The 24,716-nt window shown below is 71.4% G+C and carries 15 protein-coding genes; 8 read left to right on the top strand and 7 right to left on the bottom strand.

The genetic code is table 11. The features are described from left to right. Positions 1 to 13: 13 nt before the first annotated feature. The 4 genes from ACZ4UV_RS40885 to ACZ4UV_RS40870 are packed head-to-tail and all read right to left on the bottom strand — an operon-like array spanning position 14 to position 4,019. Positions 14 to 610 (bottom strand): GTP-binding protein, encoded by a 597-nt coding sequence (locus ACZ4UV_RS40885; protein WP_181808011.1) that lies wholly within the window; start codon positions 608 to 610, stop codon positions 14 to 16. After that, positions 597 to 1,013 carry a DUF742 domain-containing protein gene (locus tag ACZ4UV_RS40880; protein ID WP_089104679.1) on the bottom strand — a complete coding sequence of 139 codons (417 nt, stop codon included), beginning with the start codon at positions 1,011 to 1,013 and terminating at the stop codon, positions 597 to 599. The genes ACZ4UV_RS40885 and ACZ4UV_RS40880 overlap by 14 nt, the downstream gene beginning before the upstream one ends. 52 nt (positions 1,014 to 1,065) lie before the next feature. Beyond that, the gene (locus ACZ4UV_RS40875; RefSeq protein ID WP_351497223.1) at positions 1,066 to 1,542 is read right to left on the bottom strand and encodes a roadblock/LC7 domain-containing protein; all 477 of its coding nucleotides are present in this window, start codon (positions 1,540 to 1,542) and stop codon (positions 1,066 to 1,068) included. Further along, positions 1,539 to 4,019 carry an ATP-binding protein gene (locus tag ACZ4UV_RS40870; RefSeq protein WP_467845074.1) on the bottom strand — a complete coding sequence of 827 codons (2,481 nt, stop codon included), beginning with the start codon at positions 4,017 to 4,019 and terminating at the stop codon, positions 1,539 to 1,541. Before ACZ4UV_RS40870 ends, ACZ4UV_RS40875 begins: the two co-directional genes overlap by 4 nt. A 358-nt stretch (positions 4,020 to 4,377) precedes the next feature. Here ACZ4UV_RS40870 and ACZ4UV_RS40865 point away from each other — a divergent pair, with 358 nt between their 5' ends. The 4 genes from ACZ4UV_RS40865 to ACZ4UV_RS40850 all read left to right on the top strand — a co-directional run bounded on the left by ACZ4UV_RS40865 (position 4,378) and on the right by ACZ4UV_RS40850 (position 7,615). Then, positions 4,378 to 5,340: an ABC transporter substrate-binding protein gene (locus ACZ4UV_RS40865; RefSeq protein WP_390034866.1), complete on the top strand. Its 963-nt coding sequence runs from the start codon at positions 4,378 to 4,380 to the stop codon at positions 5,338 to 5,340. Between the two features lie 39 nt (positions 5,341 to 5,379). Beyond that, on the top strand, positions 5,380 to 5,721 hold the full coding sequence (locus ACZ4UV_RS40860; protein ID WP_451016774.1) for a hypothetical protein: 342 nt from the start codon (positions 5,380 to 5,382) through the stop codon (positions 5,719 to 5,721). Beyond that, a complete protein-coding gene (locus tag ACZ4UV_RS40855) occupies positions 5,673 to 5,927 on the top strand; it encodes an aromatic amino acid lyase (RefSeq protein ID WP_467845482.1) in 255 nt (84 codons plus the stop codon). Before ACZ4UV_RS40860 ends, ACZ4UV_RS40855 begins: the two co-directional genes overlap by 49 nt. 323 nt (positions 5,928 to 6,250) lie before the next feature. Next, complete coding sequence (locus ACZ4UV_RS40850; RefSeq protein WP_467845069.1) at positions 6,251 to 7,615, top strand: MFS transporter; 1,365 nt, start codon at positions 6,251 to 6,253, stop codon at positions 7,613 to 7,615. 36 nt (positions 7,616 to 7,651) lie between these two features. Here ACZ4UV_RS40850 and ACZ4UV_RS40845 read toward each other — a convergent pair whose 3' ends face one another. Beyond that, positions 7,652 to 8,107, bottom strand: a complete 456-nt coding sequence (locus ACZ4UV_RS40845) for a tellurite resistance TerB family protein (RefSeq protein ID WP_132890095.1) — start codon at positions 8,105 to 8,107, stop codon at positions 7,652 to 7,654. Positions 8,108 to 8,289: 182 nt separating this feature from the next. On the opposite strand from ACZ4UV_RS40845, the gene ACZ4UV_RS40840 reads away from it, so the two are divergent. From ACZ4UV_RS40840 to tatA, 3 genes are all read left to right on the top strand, one after another. Continuing rightward, the gene (locus tag ACZ4UV_RS40840) at positions 8,290 to 8,643 is read left to right on the top strand and encodes an ArsR/SmtB family transcription factor (protein WP_467845065.1); all 354 of its coding nucleotides are present in this window, start codon (positions 8,290 to 8,292) and stop codon (positions 8,641 to 8,643) included. Then, a complete protein-coding gene (gene mgtA, locus ACZ4UV_RS40835; RefSeq protein ID WP_467845063.1) occupies positions 8,633 to 11,203 on the top strand; it encodes a magnesium-translocating P-type ATPase in 2,571 nt (856 codons plus the stop codon). The genes ACZ4UV_RS40840 and mgtA overlap by 11 nt, the downstream gene beginning before the upstream one ends. A gap of 130 nt (positions 11,204 to 11,333) precedes the next feature. Beyond that, the gene (gene tatA, locus ACZ4UV_RS40830) at positions 11,334 to 11,606 is read left to right on the top strand and encodes a Sec-independent protein translocase subunit TatA (RefSeq protein WP_451016778.1); all 273 of its coding nucleotides are present in this window, start codon (positions 11,334 to 11,336) and stop codon (positions 11,604 to 11,606) included. A gap of 149 nt (positions 11,607 to 11,755) precedes the next feature. Here the strand turns inward: tatA and ACZ4UV_RS40825 are convergent, their stop codons facing one another. Next, on the bottom strand, positions 11,756 to 12,319 hold the full coding sequence (locus ACZ4UV_RS40825) for a hypothetical protein (protein WP_451016779.1): 564 nt from the start codon (positions 12,317 to 12,319) through the stop codon (positions 11,756 to 11,758). Positions 12,320 to 12,342: 23 nt separating this feature from the next. Continuing rightward, a complete protein-coding gene (gene mycP, locus ACZ4UV_RS40820; protein WP_451016780.1) occupies positions 12,343 to 13,491 on the bottom strand; it encodes a type VII secretion-associated serine protease mycosin in 1,149 nt (382 codons plus the stop codon). A 249-nt stretch (positions 13,492 to 13,740) separates the two neighbouring features. Between mycP and ACZ4UV_RS40815 the strand changes: the two genes are divergently transcribed. Beyond that, the gene (locus tag ACZ4UV_RS40815) at positions 13,741 to 24,702 is read left to right on the top strand and encodes a LamG-like jellyroll fold domain-containing protein (RefSeq protein ID WP_467845058.1); all 10,962 of its coding nucleotides are present in this window, start codon (positions 13,741 to 13,743) and stop codon (positions 24,700 to 24,702) included. Positions 24,703 to 24,716: the final 14 nt, after the last annotated feature.

The following is a 24,716-nucleotide window of genomic DNA, read 5'->3' as shown; positions in this document are numbered from 1 at the left end:
GCCACCCACCGCACTACCCCCCACTACGCGCCAGCGCCAGTTCCAGCACGACAAGCAGCGCATCCCGCACAGAACCCCGTTCCCGCGCGTCGAAGACGACCAGCGGCGTCCCTTCGGCGACGTCCAGCGCCCACCGCACCTCGTCCAGCGTGTGCTCGACGCGGCCGTCGAACGCGTTGATCGCGACGGCGAACGGAATCCCCTTGTGCTCGAAGTAGTCGACCGCCGCGTAGCAGTCGTCGAGGCGACGCGTGTCAACGATGACGAGCCCGCCGAGCGCGCCTTCCACGATGTCGTCCCACATGAAGCCGAACCGTTCCTGCCCGGGCGTGCCGAACAGGTACAGCTTCAGCGTCGGGTCGATGGTGATGCAGCCGAAGTCCATCGCCACGGTCGTGGTCGTCTTGCGCGGGGTGAGCGTCAGGTCGTCCACGCCCGCCGCGACCTCGGTGATCGACGCCTCGGTGGTCAGTGGCTCGATCTCCGAGATCGAGCCGACGGCGGTGGTCTTGCCCACGCCGAAACCGCCCGCGATGACCATCTTCACCGGCAGCGGCGGCCGTACGGCCGTACGCCCGGTGCCCCGGGTCAGCGAGTCAGTCGGTGTCACGGAGTACCCCTCGGGAGTCGGGGATGGCCCGCAGGCCATCGATAACCCTGCGCAGGACGGACGAGTCGTGGGTGGCCTCGAAGTCGGGCACGTGCACCGTCAGCTGCCCGGCCTCGCGCAGGTCTTCGGCCAGCACCCGGACCACGTTCAGGTGCAGCCGCAGCCGGGCCGCCAGTTCCGCGAGCGACTGCGGAATCCGGCACGCGGCGACGATGTCGTGCTGCTCGAAGGAGAGCCGGTCCAGCACGGCGAGCCCGGCGGCGGTGGCCACCACCTGGGTCTCGACGGGCATCGCCGGTCCGGAGGCGCTGTCCGCCACCCGGCCGGCGGTGACCAGGAACGGCCGTACGGCGGGGGCGGGGCCGACCGGGTCCGGGCCCGGGGGCGGGGTGCCGTCCGCCATGGCTGTGTCTTCCTCTCTCGGCCTTCTCGGCTGTGCCGACCGGCGGTGCCGGTCAGCGCGTCTGTGGGACGCCGACGCTGTTCTTCAGCTCCAGGACGAGCTGCGGACTGAGCGCCGCACCCGCGCGGTTGGCGAACAACGTCATCTCGTAGGCGATGTTGCCGAGCTTGGCCTCCTTGTCGGCGACCACGCCGAGCACGGCGCCGCTGCCGATCGCGGAGACGATGACATGGCCGCCCTCCAGGTCGATGATGACCTTGTTGAGGCCGCCCAGGCCGTAGTTGCCGGACGCGCCGGCGGCCAGGCTGGTGATGCCGGAGACGATCGCGGCCAGCCGTTCGGAGTGGGCGCGTTCACGCAGTTCCGATACCGCGATCAGCAGACCGTCGGAGGACACGGCGATCGCGTCGACCACGCCGGCGGTCTCGTTCGCGAAGCGGTTCAGCAGCCAGGTGAAGTCGGCTGCGGCCGCCTGCAGGTCGGTCGGCGTGACGCCGCCCGTCGGGGTGTCACCTGTCGACGTGCTCACTGCTCGGCTCCTTCCGGAAGGTGGTTCTGGTCCTGCGGGGGGTGCGTGGGGTCGATGTGCGGCCTGGGCCGCTCGTGGCTTCCGGTGTCGCTCTCGCGCCGGGCGCGCTCCACCGCCGCCTCGAACTCGTCCAGCGCGTCCCGCTCGGCCTCGGCGTCGCGGGTGCGCGGTGCCTGGGCGAGGGTCTGGGCGGCGCCGACGGTGGTGCGGAGGGTCGCGCCGCGTACCCGGCGGCGCAGCGGGCGGGGCCCGTCGGCGGAGTCGGAGTCGGCATCGGCGTCGGCCGGGGGCTCGCCGGAGCGTGCGGCCGGGATCAGCGGGGGCTGCGGTGCCGCGGGCTCGGGGGCGGCCTCGCGGCGCGGCAGCCGGCGGGGGAGCGGGCTCTCCGGCTCGGCCGCGGCCGGTACGGTGACGGCCGCCGTCGGGCCGGTCTCGGCCGGTGCTGCGGGTGACGTCGGTACCGCCGCCGGAGCGGCCGCTTCCGTGGCGATCGGGGTGCCGGAGGTGTCCGCCACCGCGCTCATCGTCAGCAACAGACGTGCGGGCAGCGTCACCTCGGCGGTGACACCGCCGCCCGGGGTCCGGGTCAGCTCGACGCCGATCTCCCAGCGCCGGGCCAGCGCACCCACCACGAAGAGGCCGAGCACCTTGGTCGGCACCAGGTCGAGGCGCTCACGGCGGATCAGCCGCTGGTTCTCCTCCGCCAGCCGCTCGGCGCTCATGCCGAGGCCGTGGTCGGTGACGACGATGTGCGCGCCCGCGTCGCTGGAGCGGACGGTGACCTCGACGGGGCTGCCGGCCGGCGAGAACGACACCGCGTTCTCCAGGAGTTCGGCCACCATCAGCGTGAGGTCGCCGATGATGTCCGGCTCGATCACGGCGTCCGTGCCGGCGTACAGCCGTACCCGCTGGTAGCCCTCGATCTGGCCGAGCGCGGCCCGGACGACGTTGGACACCGGGGTCGGGCCCGCGGCCAGCACGGTCTCGCGGATGCCGGCCAGCAGCATCAGGCTGTCCGCGTTGCGGCGCAGGCGGACGGCGATGTGGTCGATGGAGTAGAGGCGTTCGAGGAGCGCCGGGTCGGTCTCGGCCCGCTCCACCGCGTCGATGAAGGCGAGCTGGCGGGTGGTCAGGTTGCTGACACGGCGGCCGACGTTGCCGAACATCTCGGCGGTGTTGCGGCGGCTGAGTACCTGGCGTTCGAGCAGGGCCGCGGCCGTGGTCTGCACCTGGTTGAACGCCTCGGCCAGGTCACCGATCTCGTCGCGGGCGGTGACCGGCATGTCCCGCAGCCGGGGCGGGCCGGAGTCCTCGGCGTCGTCGTCGGCGACCCGGGCGAGTTCGCGGCCCGCCACCTCGGCGACCTCGTGCGCGACCCCGGTCAGGGCCTGCACCGGGCGGATCACCGAGCGGCGGACCAGCGCCGCGAGGGTGATCCACAGGACGAAGCCGAGCAGCGAGGCGTTCAGCAGGTAGATCGCGCGCCACTTGGCCGAGTCGGCGGCGGCGTCGGCCCGGACGGCGATCTGGCCGATGAGCGAGGTGGTGATGGTCAGCCGGGCGGCGGCCTGGTCGAGGTAGGCCGGGTAGTCGCTGAGCGCGTCCTTGACGGCCAGCCGGATCTCGTCCTGGCCGCCGGCATCCAGCTTGGTCGGGTCGATCTGCAGCTCGGCGAAGGACTCGGCGATGGTGCTCTGGGCCTTGGTGTGCTCGACGTCGGCCAGCTGCCGGGCCTGCCCCTCGGTGGCGAACCGGGTGAACCGGTCGGCCTGGTGCTGGTAGAGGTCGTAGGCGCCGACCGCGTTGGTGAACTCGATCAGGGCGTTGGTGTCGCCGGTGGTCGCCGCGAGCACGTTGGTCTCGAAGGCGCCGTGGGCGGCGTCCGCGCGGAGCAGCGAGTCCAGCAGGTTGCCGGTGAAGGTGGAGGCGAGGTCGGTGTCGCGGTCCAGACCGAGGCCGTCGATCAGGTCGTTGGACGCGTTGCTGTACGCCGGGTCGATGTTGTCGGCCGGCAGGTAGGCCTGCTCGACCGAGTCGCGCAGGCTGGACAGGCCCTCGACCTGCCGCAGGGCGTCCGCCTCGGTGTCCGGCAGCCGGTCGCCGAAGGCGTCACGGACCTTCGTGACCTGGGAGTCCACCGCGTCCTGGGCCTTGCGGTAGGCGGCGGCCGAGGGCTTGGCGTCGCCGGACTCGTACCGCGCCGAGAGCAGGATCGCCTGCTGGTGCTCCGCCTCGACGTTGTCCACGAGGCGTGCCACCTGCGCGCTGTCCCGGACCGTTCGAGCGGCGTCCTCCGCGCTGGTGGACTGCCGCACCAGGTCGGTGAAGACGTACGCCAGCAGTACGGCGATGACGGCGAGCGGGACACCGACCAGCAGGTTGAGCTTGCGCCGGAAGGGCCAACGGTCGGCGAAACCCCGTATCCCGCCCCGCGCCTGGGCGGGCCGGACGGGCGCGTCCACCTGGTTCGTGGACACCGGGCCTCCTTCATGAGGGTGTCTGGTCTGGGGGGCGTCTTCACCCCGAGCTGTTGCGGAACGACACCGAGTAGCGGGCCCCGTGCACCGCTGTGACCGATATCAACTGCCGTGAGACTACAGCGTTCTTGAAGCCCCATTCCGCTTGTGCTTTATCAAGAATCCGTTACAAAGAGACCGCTCTCCGTCCACAACTGGCCACGGATCGAAGCCAATCGGTGACCCGGAGACACTTGACTGATCGAGAACCGGCTGGATTGGATCGTCGGGAGTGGTTCGCAACAGCCCCGTGCCGCGCAACATCTCCCGCGTGGTTCGCAACACCCCCACCCTTCCCACAGCTCCCGGAACGGCAACCGTGACTTCCAACACCCTTCCCAGCAGGTCAATCCGGACATACCGAGGCGTGGCGGCCGTCGCGCTCGCCGCGACGACGGCCCTGCTGGCGGGCTGTTCCTCCTCCGACGACAGCAAGTCCGACCCGCTGTCGGACAGCAAGGCGAGCGGGGACACCGTCGTCGTCGGCTCCAACAACTTCGCCGAGAGCATCCTGATCGCCGACATCTACGGCGAGGCGCTGAAGGCCAAGGGCGTCAAGGTCACTTACAAGTCGAACATCGGCAGCCGTGAGACCACCTACGGTCTGCTCAAGAACGGGTCGATCTCGGTCCTGCCCGAGTACAACGGCGCCCTGCTCGCCTACCTCGACCCCAAGGCGGCCCCGAAGTCCGTCGAGGAGACCACCTCGGCGATCGAGGCCAAGCTGGACTCCAAGCTGACCCTGCTCGACCCGGCGGACGCGCAGGACAAGGACACGGTGACGCTCAACGCGACCACCGCCGCCAAGTACAACCTCACCGAGAAGTCCTCCATAGCCGACCTCAAGAGCATCGCCAAGGACCTGGTCATCGGCGCCTCGCCGGAGTTCCAGACCCGCCAGCAGGGCCTGGTCGGCCTGAAGGACGTCTACGGCCTGGAGTTCAAGTCCTTCAAGGCGCTCGACGCGGGCGGCCCGCTCACCCAGGCCGCCCTGAAGAAGAACGCGGTGCAGGCCGGCGACATCTTCAGCACGGACCCGACCATCACCAAGGAGAAGTTCGTCGTCCTCCAGGACCCGCAGAACCTCTTCGGCTTCGAGAACGTCCAGCCCCTCGTATACAAGAGCGCCCTGAACCAGACGGCCACCGACGCCCTCAACGCCGTCTCCGCCAAGCTCGACACGGCGACCCTGCTGGACCTGGACACCCAGGTGCAGTCGGACAACAAGGACCCGCTGGACGTCGCCCAGGCCTGGCTGAAGAAGGTCGGCCTCAGCAGCTGACCCGTGCCCGGCCCGCCCCGGATCTTCCCTGGACCTTCCGTGGACCGTGTCGTGCTCGACGGCAACGGCCTCGGCCTGACCGGACTCGTCCGGCTGGCCGACGCCGTTGCCGCTCCTGTCGTACCGCCCGAGGCGCTCGACCGGGTCCGCCTGGTCCACGAGAGCGCGGGCCGCCTCGCCGCACAGGGACGCTGGTACGGCCGCGGCACGGGCGTGGGCGCCCACCGCTCCGTCACCGTCGACCCGTCCGACGCGGACGGCCACACCCTGCGCCTGCTGCCCAGCTCTCCGCCGCCCGCCTCCAGGCGCTCACCCGTGCCGACCTCGCGGGCCTGTCCGCCTTCCTGGCCGCGGGCCCGGCCGGCAGCTCCGGCACGATGATCCTGGAGTACACCGCCAACTCGGCCCTGGCCGAACTCCGTTCCAGCGCGGCCCCGGCATCGGCCGGCCACACCGTCCTCTCCCACGGCCTGGAGGAGGCGGCGAGCTTCGCGGGCCAGGCGGCGAAACAGGCGGAGCGGGCGGCCGAGGCGTACCCGGTGGTACTGGCCTGCGAACTGGTGGCGCGGTACGCGCGTTGCGCCTGAGCCCGGTGGAACCGACGGTGCCCGCGTACCAGCTGGCGGCAGCGGTCCTGCCTGGGGACATGGAGGACCGCGCCCTGACAGGAGGCGTGACGGCAGCAATGGAGCTACTGCCACTACTGGCCGACGTGTGAAAGGCGCCCCTTCAGGGGCGCGGGGCCGTGTCGAATCTGCGGCTCCGCCGCGTGGTCGCGACCAGCCGCCACCGATCCGCAGCCGAACTCAACGCGTGTGATTCCGTCAGAATTGCCGCTGCCGATGGAAGAAAGGCTCCACTTCCCCTAGAGAACCGTCGGCCTCGGCGTCGCGGGACACACGCTGCCCCCATGACAACCGCACCCGCGCAAACCCCCACCACCCCGCCCCGCTACCCCTGGCGGTGGCCCGCCCTCCTCGCCCTGCTCCTCGCCGAGGCGATGAACCTCCTGGACGCGACGATCGTCCAGGTCGCCGCCCCCGCCGTGCACGCCGGCCTCGGCGGCTCCCTCTCCGACGTCCAGTGGTTCAGCACGGCCTACACCCTGCCCTTCGCGGTCCTCCTCATCACCGGCGGACGCCTCGGCGACATCGCGGGCCGCCGCCGGCTCTTCGTCCTCGGCGTCACGTTCTTCACCGCGGCCTCCGCCGCCTGCGCACTCGCCCCGACACCGGGTCTGCTGATCGCCTTCCGCGCGGTGCAGGGCGCGGCGGCGGCCGTGATCGTCCCGCAGACCATCGGACTGATCAGGGCGATGTTCGAGGGCGACGAGCTGTCCCGGGCGCTGGGCAGCATCGGCCCGGTGATGGGTCTCGCGGCCGTCTGCGGCCCGGTCCTCGGCGGTGTCCTCACCCACGCCGACCTGTTCGGCCTCTCGTGGCGGGCCGTCTTCCTGGTCAACGTCCCCGTGGCCCTGGCCGTCCTCGCCCTGTCCCCGAAACTCCCGGAGAACCGCGCCCCGCACCGCCCCGCCCTCGACTGGCCGGGCACGGCACTCGCGGGCACCGGCACCGGCCTGCTGGTCTACCCCCTGATCGGCACGAACCTCACCGAACTCCCGCCGCACGACTGGGTACTGCTTGCCCTCGGCGTGCTGACCCTGACCGCCTTCGCACTGCAGCAGCGCCGCACGGCCGCGCCCCTCCTGGAGCCGACCCTCTTCACCCACCGCAGCTTCCCGCCCGCCCTCGCCACCTCGACGGCGTTCTTCGCGGTGACCAACGGGCTGACGGCCGTGGTCGTCCTCCAGCTCCAACTGGAGGCGGGCCAGGGCGTACTGGCGGCGGGCCTGAGCCTCACGCCCTGGTCGATCGGCCTGGCGGTGTCGTCATGGCTGTCGGGCCGCCGCGGTGCCCGGCGCCGCATGATGCCGTACGGTCTGGCCCTGGTGCTGATCGGCCTGACGGCCGCCGTGGCCGTCTACGCCACCGACACCACCACCGCCCGCTACCCCTGGCCGCTCCTGCCCGCGCTGGCCCTGGTCGGCCTGGGCGCCGGCCTGTTCACCCCCGCCTTCTTCACGCTGGCCCTCAAGCCCTTGCGCCCCCAGGAGGTCGGCTCGGCGGCGGGTGCGTTGAACGCCGTACAGCAACTGGGGGCGACGCTGGGAGTGGCGGTCCTGGGAAGTACGTATCTGGACGGCTCGGCGGCGGCGGCCTGCGCCGTGGCCGTGGCCCTCACCGCGCTCTGCTGGGCCACGAGCCGGCGGATGTGAGCCGCCTCCGTCCCGCCGGCTCCGGCCCAGGCTCGGTCAGAGGTCGAACTCGTGCGGCGGCAGGTCCAGCGTGTAGCACGCCTCGCGGACCACGGCCTGCTCGGTCTTGTCGAAGTCGCCGTCCGCGCCGCCGATCACGATGCCGATCTGGATGACGGCGCGCGCCTCGGCCGGCTTCTTCTTCGCCTTGGCGACCTCCTGGAGCACGCTCACCTTGCCGAAGGCGAAGTCGGTGGTCAGCTTGTTCAGGTTCTCCTCGAAGCGGCGGCGCAGGTCGTCCGCCGGGAAGTTCTGCAACACCTCGTTGGTGGCGATGAGCTGGGCGACCCGCTGGCGCTCGGCCGGGTCGATGGTGCCGTCGGCGGCGGCCACGAGCGCGCACATCGCCATGCTCGCGTCGCGGAACGCACCGCTCTTCAGGTCGTTCTTCTTCGCCACCAGCTGGGTCTGCATCTGCGTCGCGGAATCCTTGATGCGGTCCCACAGGGCCATGCGCACTCACTCCTCGGTCGGTAAGAGGCCTGCTTGTCAAGAAATTACTTCTACAACACCGTAGAAACTTGCGCGGCGGCCGATAAGTTCCCGCGTCCTAAACTGTCCTCCGACCCGCGACGGGTCGCTTCGGACCGATCCGCGCCGGGTCCCACGACGCGGTGGACAGGAGGACCACGACGGTGCCCGGCAGCGGTTACGAGGACCCCACCGCGGACGTGCTCACGGAGGCGGCCGCGGCCTTCGGTCTGCTCGCCTCGCCCGCCCGGCTGCACATCGTCTGGGCGCTGGCCCAGGGCGAGAGCGATGTCACCGGCCTCGCCGAGCGGGTCGGCGGCGCGCTGCCCGCCGTCAGCCAGCACCTCACCAAGCTGAAGCTCGCCGGCCTCGTCCGCTCCCGCCGGGAGGGCCGCCGCCAGGTGTACCTGGTCGACGACCCGGACGTCGTCGACGTCGTACGCCTGCTCGTCGGCCGCCTCACCGCCCGTACCACCGGCGCCGAGCTCCCGGCCCCCCGACGGCTCCATGGTCTCTGAGGGCGAGGCCGCCACCTCGTTGCAGGTGCTGCGCCGACTGGACACGGGACCGCGCGGGCTGACCGAGGCCGAGGCCGCGTCCCGGCTCGCCGACCTCGGCGAGAACTCCCCGCCCCTGCCGCACACCGCCTCCTGGCCGCTGCGCGGCGCCCGTGCCCTGCGCGACCCCTTCACCGCCGTCCTCCTCACCCTCGGCCTGGTCTCCGCCCTCGTCGCCTCCTGGGGGACGGCCGTCGTGATCCTCGCCCTGGTGGGGGTCAGCTGCGGACTGCGCGCCGCCGGCGAACACCGCGCCGACCGCTCGCTGGCCGCCCTGCGCGAACTCGTCGCCGGCACCACCACCGTGCTGCGCCGCGCCGGCCCGGACGCGGAGCCGCGGGCCCGGGAGGTCCCGGTCGCCGACCTGGTCCCGGGCGACGTCGTCCGGCTCGGCCCCGGCGACCTGGTCCCGGCCGACGTACGACTGCTGCGCGCCCGCGGCCTGACCGTGCACCAGGCCGTGCTCACCGGCGAGTCGGCGCCCGTCGCCAAGGCCGCCGTCGACGTCCCCGCCGTCGCCGACGCGGCCGGGGGGACCGGTGCGGCCGACGCGGGGCCCTTCCAGGAGCCGTACCTCTGCTTCCAGGGCAGCGGGGTCGCCTCGGGCAGTGCCACGGCGGTGGTCGTGGAGACAGGGGAGCGGACCCGGTTCGCCGTCGCACAGGGCGCGGCCCCGCCGCGGGAGGCGAGCGCCTTCGACCGGTCCGTGCACGGCATCTCCTGGGTGCTCATCCGGTTCATGCTGCTCACCCCGCCGCTGGTCCTCATGGCCAACGCCGCCCTGCGCGGCCGCGGACTGGAGACGCTGCCCTTCGCCGTCGCGGTCGCCGTCGGGCTCACCCCCGAGATGCTCCCGGTGATCGTCACCACCTGCCTGGCCCGGGGCGCCGCGCTGCTGGCCCGCGCCCACCAGGTCGTCGTACGACGGCTGCCCGCGCTGCACGACCTGGGCGCCGTCGACGTGCTCTGCATCGACAAGACCGGCACCCTCACCCAGGACCGGCCCGTCGTCGAGCGCGCCCTCGGCCCCGACGGCGCCGACGACCCCGAGGTGCTGCGCTGGGCGGCCGCCGGCGCCTGGTGGACCCTGCAGCTCGCCGACCTGCCCGCCCCCGACGCCCTCGACGAGGCCCTGCTCACGGCCGCCGGGCCGGTGGGAGAGGAGTACGACGGGATCGGCGCCGTGCCCTTCGACCCCGAGCGGCGCACCGCCACCGCCGTCGTCGCCGGCACCCTCGGCACCCATGTCCTCGTCACCAAGGGCGCCGCCGAGGACGTACTCGACCGCTGCGACCTGGACCCCGCCGCACGCGAGCGCCTCCTCGCCCTCGCCGCCCGCGAGGCCGGGGCCGGGCTACGGGTCCTCGGCGTCGCCACCGCCCGACGCCCGTCCCGCGCCCGCCCCTACACGGCCGCCAACGAGCACGGGCTCACCTTCCGAGGCCTGGTCACCTTCCGGGACGCCCTCGCCCCGGGCGCCGCCGAGGCCCTGCGCGGTCTCACCGGCCTCGGTATCACGGTCCGGATCCTGACCGGCGACCATCCGGCCACCGCCGTGCGGGCCTGCCGGGACCTGGGGCTGGGAGCCGTCGAGGCGGGGGTGGCGGCGGACTGGGCCGGTCCGGAGGCGGGCGGGGCGGAACCGGACGGTGCCGTGGCGGTCCCCGGCCCCGTCGTCGTCGCCCGCTGCACCCCCGAGGACAAGGCCCGGATCGTCGCCGGGCTGCGTGCCGCCGGGCACACCGTCGGGTTCCTCGGGGACGGCGTCAACGACATCCCAGCCCTGCGCGCGGCCGACGTCGGGATCGCGCCCCGCACCGCCGTGGACCTCGCCCGCGAGACGGCCGACGTGGTGCTGGCCGAGAAGGACCTCGGCGCGATCGGGCACGCCGTCACCGCGGGCCGGCACAGCAGCGCCAACATCGCCTCCTATCTACGGGTCACGCTCTCCTCCAACCTCGGCAACGTCATCGCGATGCTCGCCGCCGGTCTGCTTCTCCCGTTCCTGCCGATGCTCCCGGTCCAGGTGCTGGCCCAGAACCTCTGCTTCGACGCCGCCCAGCTCGCCTTCGCGTACGACCGCCCCGGGCCTGCGGCACTGATCCGCCCGACCGTGCTGCGGCCGCGTGCCTTCCTGCGGTTCATCACCGGCTTCGGGGTGCTCAACGCGATCGCCGACCTCGCCACCTTCGGCGTCCTCGCGCTCGCCCTGCGCGGCCCCGACGCCCTCGACGACCAGGCCGTCTTCCACTCCGCCTGGTTCACCGAGAACCTGCTCACGCAGGCCCTGGTGATGTTCCTGCTGCGCGGCGGCAGCCGCTCCGGGCCCGTCGGCCGGGCCGCTGCCGCGCTCGCCGCCGTCGGCCTGCTGCTCCCGCCCGGCCCGCTGGGCGCGGCCCTGGGCATGACCGGGCTGCCGCCCGCCTACCACGCACTGCTCGCCGCCGTCCTGGGGCTGTACGCCGTGGCGCTGCGGGCGATCCGGGCACGCCACGACGGTCGCCGCCCGGCACAGTCGTAGGGCCGGGTTCGGACACTGTCTCCCAAGAGGGTTGTACAGTTGCGCAATGTAGCAATCGTGGCTGCCCGGCCGAGGCGCGTGAAGCACTCTCCGTCGGCACGAAACAACGTGAGAATGGGAGGGGGCGGTCATGCTCCGCAACGGACTCGAACCCTGGCACCTGCTGATCGTCGCGATCGTCTTCATCGTGCTCTTCGGTTCCCGGAAGCTGCCGGACACCGCCCGGGCCCTGGGCAAGTCGATGCGCATCCTGAAGAGCGAGGCGAAGGCCATGAAGGCCGACGAGGGGGTCGCGGCGGCGCCCGTGGAGCCGACGTCGGTGCAGATGGCGGCGGAACCGGCCGCGACTCCCGCGCAGCCGGAGCCCAAGACGGTCGGCGAGCCGACGGCCACGACGGGCTGACGTCACCTGACCCGTGCTTCGCGGGTCTCCGACGCGTACGGCGCGTCCGGTCCGGGCAAGCCCCGGGTCGGCCACGTCGCATGCACGGCGGGGCGTTTCGCCGCCCGACCGGCCGCCCCGACCGGCCGCGAGCGGTCGGCGCGGGGCGGTCACCGCCGGGCGGTGATGAAGGCACTGACCTTGTCGGCCAGTTCCTGTCCGGCCTGGTCCTTCCCGGCGTCGGCGGGCGCGGCGATGGCCGAGATGTGCGGGCGTGCCGAGGTGGCGCCGATGATCACGAACTCCTGGTGCGGGTTGGCGCGGGCCGCGGCCTCGGTCGCGGGTCTCATGCCGGTGCCGACGGTGACGATCAGCCCGCAGTGATGCTGCACGGCGCCGTTGAAGTACGGCAGGGCGGCCTTGGCGTCGATGGTGGGGGCCTGGAAACGCTGGGCGTTGACCCCGCCGGAGCGCGCCGCGTCCTGCATGCCCTGCCAGGACGCCTGGCTGAGCCGGGCGTCCGTGGCGCCCGCGGGCGAGACGAGCAGGCAGGCCCGGAAGTTGCGGGAGACGTTGGCGGCCCGGGGCCGGCCGCTCCGGCCCCCGGCGAGCAGCGCGGTGAGCGACAGGGCCGCCACCAGGACGGCGGCCGTGGTCGCCGCGATGACCGGGTGGCCGCGTACCAGACCGGCGAAGCGGTGGACGGGGCGCGCGGAGAGAGCCGGGAGCCGCATGCTGATCGGGTTCCTCCTGTGGATCACGTACGACGGCGGGAACGGCGGCGGCGGACGAGGAAGCCGCCCACCGCGGCGGCGGTCACCCCGGCCAGGGCGCCGACTGCCGCGATCGTTCCGCCAGGAGTGCCGCCCGTCGCGTCGGCCGCCTTCGGGGCGCCGTCCCCGGCGGCGGTGACCAGCGGATCGGCACTGGCGGCCGGAGCCGGCGCGCCCAGGGCCTTCAACGGGTCGACGATGCCGAAGCCGAAGCGGTCGTCCCGGCCGGAACCCCCGCCGGGGCGGTCGGCGGTGCCGATGAGCCGGGCGATGATCTGCCCGGCGTTCTCCGACGGGTACGCGGCACGCAGCAGCGCGGCGGCCGCGGAGACATAGGGAGCGGAATAGCTGGTTCCGTCCTTGCTGAGGTAACCGCCGCTGTTCCTCGTCGAGTAGATGTCCACCGCCGGGGCGGCCAGCGCGACGTAGGAACCGGACTCGCCGGAGGCCCAGAAGCCGCCGGCCCGGGTGGTGCCGGAGACGGCGACCACGCCGGGGAACGCGGCCGGATAGGTCACGGGGTTTCCCGCCCGGCCGTTGTTGCCCGCCGCCGCGACCACGACGATGTCGTGGCGGCGCGCGTAGGCGACGGCGTCGCGGATCTGTGGGTCGGGGTCGGTGGTCACCATCGAGATGTTGATGACCGAGGCCCCGTGGTCGGCGGCGTAGACGATGCCCCGGGCGAGGGCGAGCGGATCCGCGGCGTTGTCGGCGCTGACCCGGACCGGGAGCACCGTCGCCCTGGGGGCCAGCCCGGCCATGCCCTTGCCGGTGCCGCCGGAGCCCGCGATGACCCCGGCGACCGAGGTGCCGTGCGAGTCGGACGAGAGGTCGACCCGGCCGTCGGCTGCCTGCTGGGTGACGTCGGTCCCGGGCAGGACCCGCCCCGCCAGGTCGGGGTGACGTGCGTTCACCCCGGTGTCGACCACCGCGACCTTGACACCGGCACCCTGGCTGAGCCGCCAGATCCGTGAGGCGTCGAAGTGCTGTGCGTCCAGCGGCCATTCGGCGCCGAGGGGGGTGGGTGCGGCGGACTGCCGCGCGACGGCCGGAGATGCGGCGGCCAGGAGGAGCAGCAGTGGCAGGCCGGTGTATGCACAGGCGCGTAAAGCCCCCGACGGTCCCAGTCTCATCTGCCCCCGCAGCCCCTCTGATGTCCTGTGAGAGCAGCCTTACTCGCCAACTGGAAAGGTTGGGGCGGGAGTTGGGCAGGAAAGCTACAAGGCCTTGCAATGTACCGGTCAACCCTGGAGCGCAATGCCGGTCTTTGATGCGAATGGCCCGGGATATATGGCTGTCCCCGGTTGTCCTCGCGCTGATAGAAGATCCGGCTGTCCGGAGTTGGATGTTGGGCATCGCTGGGGGCAACGATGATGGGCCGTTTGTGGAGATCCGTCCGGCACGTGCCGTTGGCATTGAGAGCCACGGCGTTGGTGGCGACCGTCGCGCTGATCGGCGTACAGGGCAGCCAGGCCGCCCAGGCGTTACCGGGAACGGCGGCCACCCCGGCCACTCCGGGACAGCAGACCGGCACCGCGGCGGGCAAGAAGCACGCGGTCCCGGCCTCGGCGACCGGGAGCAGAGCCAGAACCGTGCTGCCCAACTCCCGTCCCGGCCGGGTCAAGGGCGCGGTGGGAGCGTACAAGGCCCACGGCACGAAGAGCGACCCGGTGAACTCCGGCAGCCGGATCCACAAAGCCCCGAAGCCCGTCGCCGCACCGGTGACGAAGAAGCATCGGGGCTTTGTCGCGTCCACCAGCGTGGAGCAGCCCAAGCTCGACACCGCCACCACGACCGTCTTCAGGAACGCCGACGGAACCTACACCGCGCAGGTCCATACACACGCGGTCAACTACCTTAAGCCGGACGGCACCTGGGCGCGCATCACGGCCGCCACCGGCACCTCCGCCGGCACCCCGGGAACGGCTGACGCCGCCTCCTACCGGACGGCCGCCGCCGCGGGCAACCCGACCGGCCAGGGCAACGCCTCCTCCTCGACCTACGTCGAGTCCGGCGTCACCCAGAACTTCCACGGCAACGGGCAGCTGTACGTCGGCAAGTACCAGAGCCACGACTACAACTCGTTCCTCCAGTTCAGCGGCTTCGGCACCCAGTTCGCCAACGACTACGTCGTCAACTCGACGCTCTGGCTGGACACCGAGTACTCCGGCCTGGACACGACCGGCACCTGCTCCGCCCAGGCGGTGAACGTCTACCCGGTCAGCGCCTCCTGGGATCCGGCGAAGATCAACACCTACCCGGGCCCGGCCTACGGGGCGCAGGCCGGCAGCGCCTCCTTCGCGGCCGGCACCGACTGCTCCAACGGCCGCCAGTGGGAGGGCATCTCCCTCGACACCAAGACGGTCATGAACTGGGCCCACGGCTGGGCGCCGAACTACGGGCTCGCACTCACGGCGGCCAGTACCGCCGCCGCGGCCAAGGAGTTCTACGCCGACGACCCCTACCTGGCCATCGAGTACACGCCCAACGGCGCCGGAGCCTCCTACTCCGAGGTGAGCTACGCCTCGCCGTGGAACAACCAGCCCGGCTGGGGCAAGGTCACCGTGCAGAACCGCGGTACGGCCACCTGGACCCCGACCAACGGCTACAAGCTCTCGTACCAGCTCTACACCGTCTCCGGCACCACCCGCACCCTGCTCACCAGCCCCGCCGCGACCCCGGCGGTGATGCCCTCGACGGTCGCACCGAACAAGCCGGTCACCGTCACCGCGTCGATCCCCGCGCTCACCGCCGGGCAGACCTATCTGATCTGCTGGGACATGTCCTACAACGGGACGCTGTTCTCCACCTACGGTGTCCCGCAGACCTGTTACTCCCTGCCCGTGGTCAACAACCCGCCGATCGTCGACACGTTCACGCCCGGCAACAACGGCTCGGTGTTCAGCCTCACCCCGACGCTGGCCGTGACCGCGCACGACCCGGACAACTACCCCGGCACCGCGCTCAGTTACTCGTTCAACGTCTACGCCAACGGCTCGACGACCGCGCTGGCCTCCTCGGGCTCGCTCACCACGTCCACCTGGACCGTCCCGGCCGGCAAGCTCGCCTACGGCAAGACGTTCTACTGGACCGCACAGGTCAGTGACGGCAACGCCGCCTCGTTGTGGTCCGCGCCCGACTACTTCACCATCCCGGCCGCGCCCCAGCCGCTCGTCACCGCGCATCTCGGCGCGGCTCCGTACGACGCCACCGTCAAGGGCGTCGACCCGCAGCTCGGCGACTACTCGACGCAGACCACCGACGCGACCATCCCGGGCCCGTCCGACGGCCCGACGCTCAGCGTCCAGCGCACCTACAACAGCCTCGACCCCGGTGTCTTCAAGGCGTTCGGCGCGGGCTGGTCGTCGTTGCTGGACATGCGCGCCACCGAGGACGCGGACGGTTCGGGCAACGTCGTGATCACCCTGGCGGACGGGCGCCAGGAACGGTTCGGCGCGAACGGCGACGGGACCTACAGCCCGCCGGCCGGCGACTACGCCGTCCTGTCCGCACCGGCGTCCGGGTACGGCACCTCCGGCTTCATGCTGACGGAGAAGTCGGGCACGCGGTACTTCTTCCAGAACCAGGTCACCGACCCTGTCACCGGCCAGACCTACTGGGGTCTGACCCAGTACGGCAACCGCAACGGTCACGGCCTGGACATCCAGTGGCTGCCCGTCACCCTCACCCTTCCGGACGGCAGCACCATCAAGCCCGAGGAGCCGACGGGGTTCGGCTACGTGCTCAGTCAGGACAACGGCTACAACAACGGCGACTTCAACGGTGCCGACATGGGTGTCACGCTCCAGCTCACCTGGGACGTCCAGCAGGTCACCGCCTCCGACGGCACCGTCAAGAACGTCCCGCACGTCGACAAGGTCACCTCCAAACCAGGCCTGTTCGCGACCACCCGCAACCCGTGGACGTACGGCTACGACTCCGCCGGCGACCTCACCTCGGTCTGCCCGCCCGCCAGCAGCAGCACCACCGCGACGGCCTGCACCCAGTACAGCTACACCTCCGGCGCCGGCTCCGGATCGCACTTCGCCTCGATGGTCCTGGACTCCAACCCCACGGACTACTGGCGGCTCGGCGACGCGACCGGCTCGGCCACCGCCAAGGACGGCGTCGTCGCCAACGAGGGCACCACCGACGCCACCGCGGCCAACGTCACGTTCGGCCAGGCGGGCCCGCTGGCCGGCACCCCCGCCACCGCGGCCTCCTTCAACGGCACCAGCTCCTACCTGGCGCTGCCCGACAACCTGCCGGCCAACGCCGGCAACCTCGCCCTCGGCATGTGGTTCAAGACCACGCAGGCGGGCGGGACGCTCTTCTCCTACCAGAGCGGAAAACCCGGCACCGCCGTCTCCGCGAACTACACCCCCTCCGTCTACATCGGCACCGACGGCAAGATCCATGCCGAGTTCTGGGACGGCAAGGCCACGCCGATGGCGTCGCCCGCGGCCGTCAACGACGGCAAGTGGCACTACGTGGTGCTGTCGGGGGCCCGCACCAGCCAGACCCTGTTCCTCGACGGTGCCCAGGTCGCCACCCGCACCGGCAGCACCATCACGGTGAGCGGCCAGCCCTACACCACCGTCGGCGCGGGCGAACTCGCCGGATCCTGGCCGTCGATCCCCTCCGGCAACGCCCTGGGCTGGTTCAACGGCCAGATCGAGGACGTCTCCTTCCTCCAGCACCCGCTCGGCCTGCCCGCCGTCCAGCAGGAGTACGCCTCCGCCACCCTCGCCTCCCGTGAACTGACGGGCACCACCCTGCCCTCCGGCAAGACCGCGCTCGCCGTCGGCTACGACGCGCTGACCGACCGCGCCTCCTCCGTCACGGACGCCGACGGCGGTGCCTACCAGCTGGCCACTCCGGTCACCACCGGGAGCAACGGCTACTACTACGGCGCCGTCCGCGGCACCCGGCCCGTCCACGACTACCCGATGACCGAATCGGCCGGCCTCACCGCCGCCGACCAGTACGGCGTCGACCGCCCGGCCGACGGCACGTCCGACGGCATCTACAACGACGTCATGCTGGGCGAACCCGGCATATTCGGCCCCGGCGGGGACACCGCGGCCGGCTTCAACGGCACCGACTCCTCCCTGTCGCTGCCCACCGGAGCCCTCGACGACAGCAGCGGAAACGCCTCCGTCGCCCTGTGGTTCAACACCAAGCAGGCGGGCGGCGTCCTCCTCTCGTACCAGAACGCCCCGATCGGCTCGGTGCCCACCAGCTACACCCCGGCCCTCTACATCGGCACGGACGGTCTGCTGCACGGGCAGTTCTGGGACGGCAGCCTCTCCCCGATGGCCTCCAAGGCGGCGGTCAACGACGGCAACTGGCACCTCGTGGTGATGACCGCGAGCGGCACCGGCCAGACCCTGTGGCTCGACGGACAGAGCCAGGCCACCCGCACCGGCAAGACCATCGCCGGCCAGGTGAAGACCTGGGGCGAGACCACGGTGAGCGTCGGCGCCGGGTACGTCGCCGGTTCCTGGCCGAAGCCGCCCGCCAACGCGCAGGGATACTTCAACGGCGAGATCGGCCAGGTCGGCATCTACCAGACCGACCTCGGCCAGAGCAGCGTGGAGGCCCCGCTCGGGCTGTACACGGCCAAGGGCTCGGCCACCCTGCTCATGCCGTCGACCACGCTGACCGTGACCGACCCCGCGCAGCACACCGAGACGTACACCTTCGACCCGTCGAACCGGAACCGCACCACCTCCGTCACCGACGCGGGCGGCGGCCGGACGACCTATGCCTACGACTCACTCGGCTTCCAGGACGCCGTCACCGACCCCGACGGGCACTCGACCAGCCGTCAGCACGACACGTACGGCAACGTCCTGGCGACCACGACCTGCCGCCAGGTGAACTCCTGCCAGACCTCCTACTTCAGCTACCACACCAACGCGTCCGACCCGATGGACCCGCTCAACGGCAAGGTCCTCTACGCGGCCGACGCCCGCTCCGGCGCGACCGGCACCGCCAACCCGGCCTACCGGACGGCCTACACCTACACCCCGTTCGGCGCCCTGGCCACCGTCACCACGCCCCCGACACCGGACTACCCGAGCGGCCGCAGGACCAGATACACGTACTACAACGACAACGAGACCTTCACGGACAACATCGGCGTGGCGTACACCGAGGTGTACGGGATGCTCGCCACGGTCACCGACCCGAGCGGCAAGGTCACCCGCTACCACTACTGCGGCACTGACCGCCTCGGGAAGGTGTGCAGCGAGACGGACCCATCCGGCCAGGTCACCTACTACTTGAACGACTTCCTCGGCCACCTCACCACCAAGGCGGTCAGCACCACCGCCTACCCGGTGACGTTCAGCTCCTCCGGCGCGCCGGTCGGCGGCGTGCAGACCACGTACACCTACGACGCGCTGGGCCGGACCCTCACCGAGACCGGTCCGGCGACCACCGACGCGGTCAGGGGCGTCACCCATACCCCGAAGACGACCTACACGTACGACGCCGACGGTGACCTGACCGGCACGTCGACCGCCGACACCACCGGCCACGACGCCACCCGTGCCACCGCCTACGTCTACGACGACAACGACCGAGTCAAGACCGTCACCGATCCGGCCGGCCAGGTCACCGGGTACACCTACGACAGCTTCGGCCACAGGACGACCGAGACGAACCCGGCCGGCACCACCTACCGCTACGCCTACTCGCCGACCGGCCAGCTGCTCACCACCACCCTGCTCGGCTGGACCGGCGACCCGACCGCCCCCTCCGACCCGACCGACCTGGTCGTGGAGTCCCGGGCCTACGACCCGGCGGGGCGGCTCGCGTCCGTCACCGACTCCATGGGCCGGACCACCGCCTACAGCTACTTCGACGACAACCTGCTCCAGTCGCAGACCGACGCCTCCGGCACCTCCGTCGCGACCACCACCAAGGCCTACGACTACGACGCCGCCGGCAACATGACGTGGGAGTGCGACGTCTGGTCCGGCACGGCCTGCCTCAAGCAGACCCAGTACACCGTGGACGCCGCCGACCGGACGACGAAGACGGCGGTCGACCCGTCCGGGGTCAACCGGATCACCGTCAACACCTTCGACCCGGACGACAACGTCCTGTCCCGCATCCTCACCGGCGGCGGCCAGACCCGGCAGATCGGCTACTCCTACGACGCCGCCGGGAACCGCATCGCCCAGTCCGTACGCACCGACACCACGGGGCCGACCGGCTACTGGCCGCTCGACGAGGGCGCGGTCACGGCCGCCGACTCCTCGGGCAGCGGCTTCACCGGCACGCCGTCCACCGGCACCTCCTGGGGGCCGCCCGGCAGCAACTACACGTCGTTCAACGGCACTTCCGGCGCCGTCCTCACCAGCGGCACACCCGTGGTGGACACCACCAAGGCCTTCTCCGTCTCGGCGTGGGCCTACCTGAGCGCCACCAGCACCACCAAGGACTTCACGGTCGTCAGCCAGCAGGGCGCCCAGAACAGCGCCTTCCAGCTGGAGTACAACCACACCACCAAGTCCTGGGCCTTCGTCCGAGCGAGCAACGACACCAGCACGGCCACCAACTACGTCGCCAGCGACCCCACTCCGGCCACCACCGGCACCTGGACCCACCTGGTCGGCATCATGGACGCGCTCGGCAACATGAGCCTGTACGTCAACAACGTCGAGGTCAGTGGTATCTGCCTCAACTGCACTCTGGTGACCGACCCCACACCGATGGCCAGCACCACGGGCGTGGCGATCGGCCGGGGCAAGGCCGCCGCCGCCTCGGTCAACTGGTTCGCGGGCCGGGTCCGCGACGTCCAGCTCTACGGGCGTGAACTCAAGCCCGTAGAGATCGGCCAGCTCTACACCTCGGCCACCACCACCGGTGAGTCCCCGGTCACCGTGGGCGCGGCGGGCTGGTGGAAGCTGGACGACGGTGAGAACCCGTCGGCCGGCGACCACTCCGGCGCGGGGAACGCCGCGACGCTGAACGCCTCGACGAACTGGTCGACGGAGAACGGCGGCTCCGCCGTCTTCGCCGGGGCCGGCCAGATCGCCACCGGCGGCCCGGTGGTCGACACCACCAAGGGCTTCTCGGTGTCCGCCTGGGCGAAGATCACCAGTACCCCGACCGGCACCTGGCAGACCGTCATGGCCCAACAGGGCACCCAGGCCTCCGGCTTCTCCCTCGACTACAACCCGACCGCGGGCCGGTGGGCGTTCGACCGGGCCACCACCGACGTCGCGTCCCCGACCCTCGCCGGTGCCACCTCCACCGCCGCCCCCACCCTCAACACCTGGACCCACCTGGTCGGCACGTACGACGCGAGCAGCGGCAAGATGACGCTGTACGTCAACGGCACCGCCCAGAACACGGCGACGGACACCACACCGATCGCGAGCTCCGGGGCGTTCGTCATCGGCCGGGGATACACGGCAGGCGCGGCCGCCCAGTACTTCAACGGCTCGGTCGGCAACGTCCAGACGTACAACCGCGTCCTGTCCGCCACCGAGGTCGCCGCGCTGCACACCTCGTCCGGCACCGCGGGCTCCGCGCCGCTGACCACCACCTGGACCTACGACCAGCGCGGCCTGCCGGTCACGATGACCGACGCGCGCGGCAACGCCGCCGGTGCCACCGCGTCCGCGTACACCACCACCTACGCCTACGACGAGGACGGCCGGCTCACCACCACGTCCTCGCCGCCCGTCAGTACCGAGACCGGCGGGGGCGCCGCCCAGCAGACCGTGGCGATCGCGAAGTCGGGCTACGACACCTTCGGCGAACCGGTCGAGACCGACGACGCCGACGGCAACATCGTCACCACCACCTACGACCTCGACGGCCGTGTCCAGGCCGTCTCCCAGCCGGCGTACACCCCGCCGGACGGCTCCGGCACCATCACCCCGACCACCTCCTACACGTACGACGCGCTCGGCGACGTGCACACCGAGACCGACCCGCTGAACCACACCGCGTCGTACGTCTACGACCAACTCGGCGACCGGGTCCAGCAGACCCTGCCCGGCGGTCTGGTCACCCACGTCGGCTACGACACCGACGGCGAGGTCCTCAACACCACCGACCCGACCGGTGCCAGGACCGAGGCGACGTACGACGCGCTCGGCCGCGAGGCCACCAGCACCCAGGTGGAGCGCAGGCCCACCCCGGCCGCGTACACCACCCACTACGGCTACGACGGCCTCGGCGACCTCACCTCGATCCAGGACCCGCTGGGCAACACCTCGGCCGCGGGTTACGACGCCCTCGGTGAGATCAGCTCGGTGACGGACTCGCTCAACAACACCACCTCGTACGCGTACGACGTCGCCGGACAGGTCGTCAGAACCACGGCCGCCGACTCCACGGCCAGCACCGAGAGCTACGACCAGGCCGAGCGGCTGGTCTCCATGACGCAGCTCGACGCGAACGGCGCCACCCTCGCCTCGACCTCGTACGGCTATGACGCGGCGGGCAACCAGACCACCGCCACCGACCCCAGGCAGCACACCAGCACCACCACCTACGATGCCTTGAACCGGGTGACCGGCCAGACCCAGCCGGTGGACGCCACCACCTCGATCACGACCTCCTTCGGTTACGACGCCGCGGGCAACGAGACCCGCTACACCGACGCCGACAAGAACGTGACCTACTACACCTACAACCCGCTGGGAGAGCAGGAGACCAGCGTCGCCCCCAGCGTCACCGGTCTCACCTCGGCCGCCGACCGCACCACGACGTTCTCCTACGACGCCGACGGCCACGAGCACAGCATCACCCGCCCCGGCGGGGTCAGGCTCACGGAGTCCTACGACGACAACGGCATGCTGACGGCGGAGTCCGGCAGCGGCGCCGAAGGCGCCACCGCGAGCCGTTCCTTCGGCTACGACGACGACGGCCGCCTCACCTCCGTCTCCGCACCGACCGGCACCGACACCTTCACCTACGACGACCGAGGCCTCCTCCTCACCCTGGGCGGTCCCAGCGGCACCGCGAACTACGCCTACGACGCCAACGGCGGAATCAGCAGCCGCACCGACGCCACCGGTACCGCCACCTTCGGCTACGACGCCGACGAACGGGTCAACAGCGAGACCGACCCGCTGACGGGCACCACGGCGACGCTGACGTACACCAAACTCGGGCAGCCCAAGACCGTCACCTACGGCACGAACGGAGCCACCCGCGGTTACGACTACAACACGCTGCACCAGCTCACCTCCGACGTCCTGAAGACCCCTTCCGGGGCCACGGAGGCGTCGGTGGCGTACACGTACAACGCCGACGGCCAGATGGCCACCCGGACCACCACCGGGACGGCGGGCTCCGGCACCAGCACCTACGACTACGACTACGCGGGCCGCCTGAAGTCCGCCACCACCGGCTCCTCGACCACCGCGTACGGCTACGACGCCAACGGCAACCGCACCAGCGCCGGTTCGAGCACGGCCACGTACAACGCCCGCAACGAACTGATGTCCGTCACGTCCGGCTCGACCACCACCACGTACGGCTACACCGCGCGGGGCACGACGTCGAGCGTCACCTCAGGCGGCTCCACCACCACGTACACCGCCGACGCCTTCGACCAGCTGACCGCCACCAGCGCGGGCGGCGGCTACACCTACGACGGCCTGGGCCGGCTGGCCACCGCCGCTTCCGGCGGCTCCACGCACACCTTCAGCTACGCCGACGGCACGAACAACGCCGTCTCCGACGGCACCCAGGACTTCGCCCGCGGTGCGGACGACGGCCTGCTGGCGGTGAGCGCGGCGGACGGCACCTCCCCACGGCTGGCCCTGACCGACAGCCACGGCGACGTGACCGCCACCTTCACCGCCACCGGCTCGGCGCTCGCCGGCTCCACCGCCTACGACCCCTACGGCACTCCCACCGCCACCAGCGGCAGCCAGACCGACCTCGGCTACCAGTCCGGCTGGACCGACCCGGGGACGGGCTACGTCAACGCCGCCGCCCGCTGGTACAACCCGGCCAACGGCGACTTCACCAGCGCCGACACGGTGAGCAACCCGCCCACCCCGGCCGTCAACGCCAACCCGTACGCGTACGGCAACGACGACCCGCTCGACGCCACCGACACCTCCGGCCACGACGCCTGCACTAGTGACGACATCAAGGCCCAGGAGGAGGCGTACGAGGCGCAGCAGGCCTGGCTCAAGCAGTGGCAGGCGGGTGCCTGGGACCGGATGGAGAAGTACTCCCAGGACCAGCACAAGGCCTGGGAGCGCGAGAACGCCCGGAAGATGGCCCAGAACGAGGCCGACGAACGAGCACTGCAGCAGCAGATCGCCGACCAGGAGCGGCAGTTCGAGAACGAGTTCAACGACGCCATGAACTGGGAGCCGTCGGGTCACTCGGGCGGCCACGGTTCGGGCTCGGACTCGGGTTCGTACAGCGTCTCCTACGGCAACTCGTACGGTTCCTACGGCTCGCACGGCTCGTCCGGCAGCAACTACTCGTTGTACTACGGAGTCGCGGCCGGAGGGGCGCTGACCTACGGCTACGGCGCTGCGAGCTCCGCGAGTGGCGGGGCCGCGGCCGAGGGGCTGGAGGCGGTCGGCGACGTCATCTGGGAGGAACTCGCCTCCGCCAGCGCCGAGGAACTCCTCTTCGGCCTCGCCCTGGCCGCCTCGGCGGACGACGACTGCGGCGCCCACGGCATCCCCACCCGTCCCAAGAACCAGAACCTCGGCGGCGTCAACACCACCCCGGTCATCGGCACCACCCCGGACGAGGACCCGGCCGCCGCGGCGGGACACGATGCGACCAGCTCGTCCGCGGCGCAGGACACCGACGCCGCCACGGCCGACAGCGGCGGACTGGGCGACGGCACCGGGACCAACAGGCGCGACGACCGCTGTGACACAGGCGCGGGATTCAACAGCAAGGGCAACATCGTCTACCTGCCACGCCATCTGCAGGCGGGTGAGTGCGTGGCCACGGGAGCGTTCGCCAGCCTCGACAAGTCCGACTACACGCCACCGCCCAGACCCAACCTCAGGTTCGGCCTGCCCGGACTGACCAACCTGCCGTCCGACAACCGTGCGAGAGGGCATCTCATCGGGTACGCGTTCGGCGGTTCCAACAAGGACACCCGGAACTTCGTTCCCATGTACCAGGTCGCCAACCAGGACATGTTCGACTACGCGGAGGCACCGGTCCTGAAGGCCATTCAGGGCGGTGGGCACGAGTTCATCGAGGTGACCCCCGTGTACGGTAATCCGTCCTCGCCGATTCCGACCGAGGTGCACTTCGTCGCCTTCGGCACCACCGACCTGGAGTGTGTCATCGAGAACACGCCCACGGGCGGTGCCCATTGCACGTAGACAGAGAAAGGCCG

The sequence above is a fragment of the Streptomyces sp. NPDC028289 genome (assembly GCF_055565975.1).
Note: the sequence above shows the minus strand (reverse complement) of the source record. Positions and strands in the feature narration are given on the sequence as shown.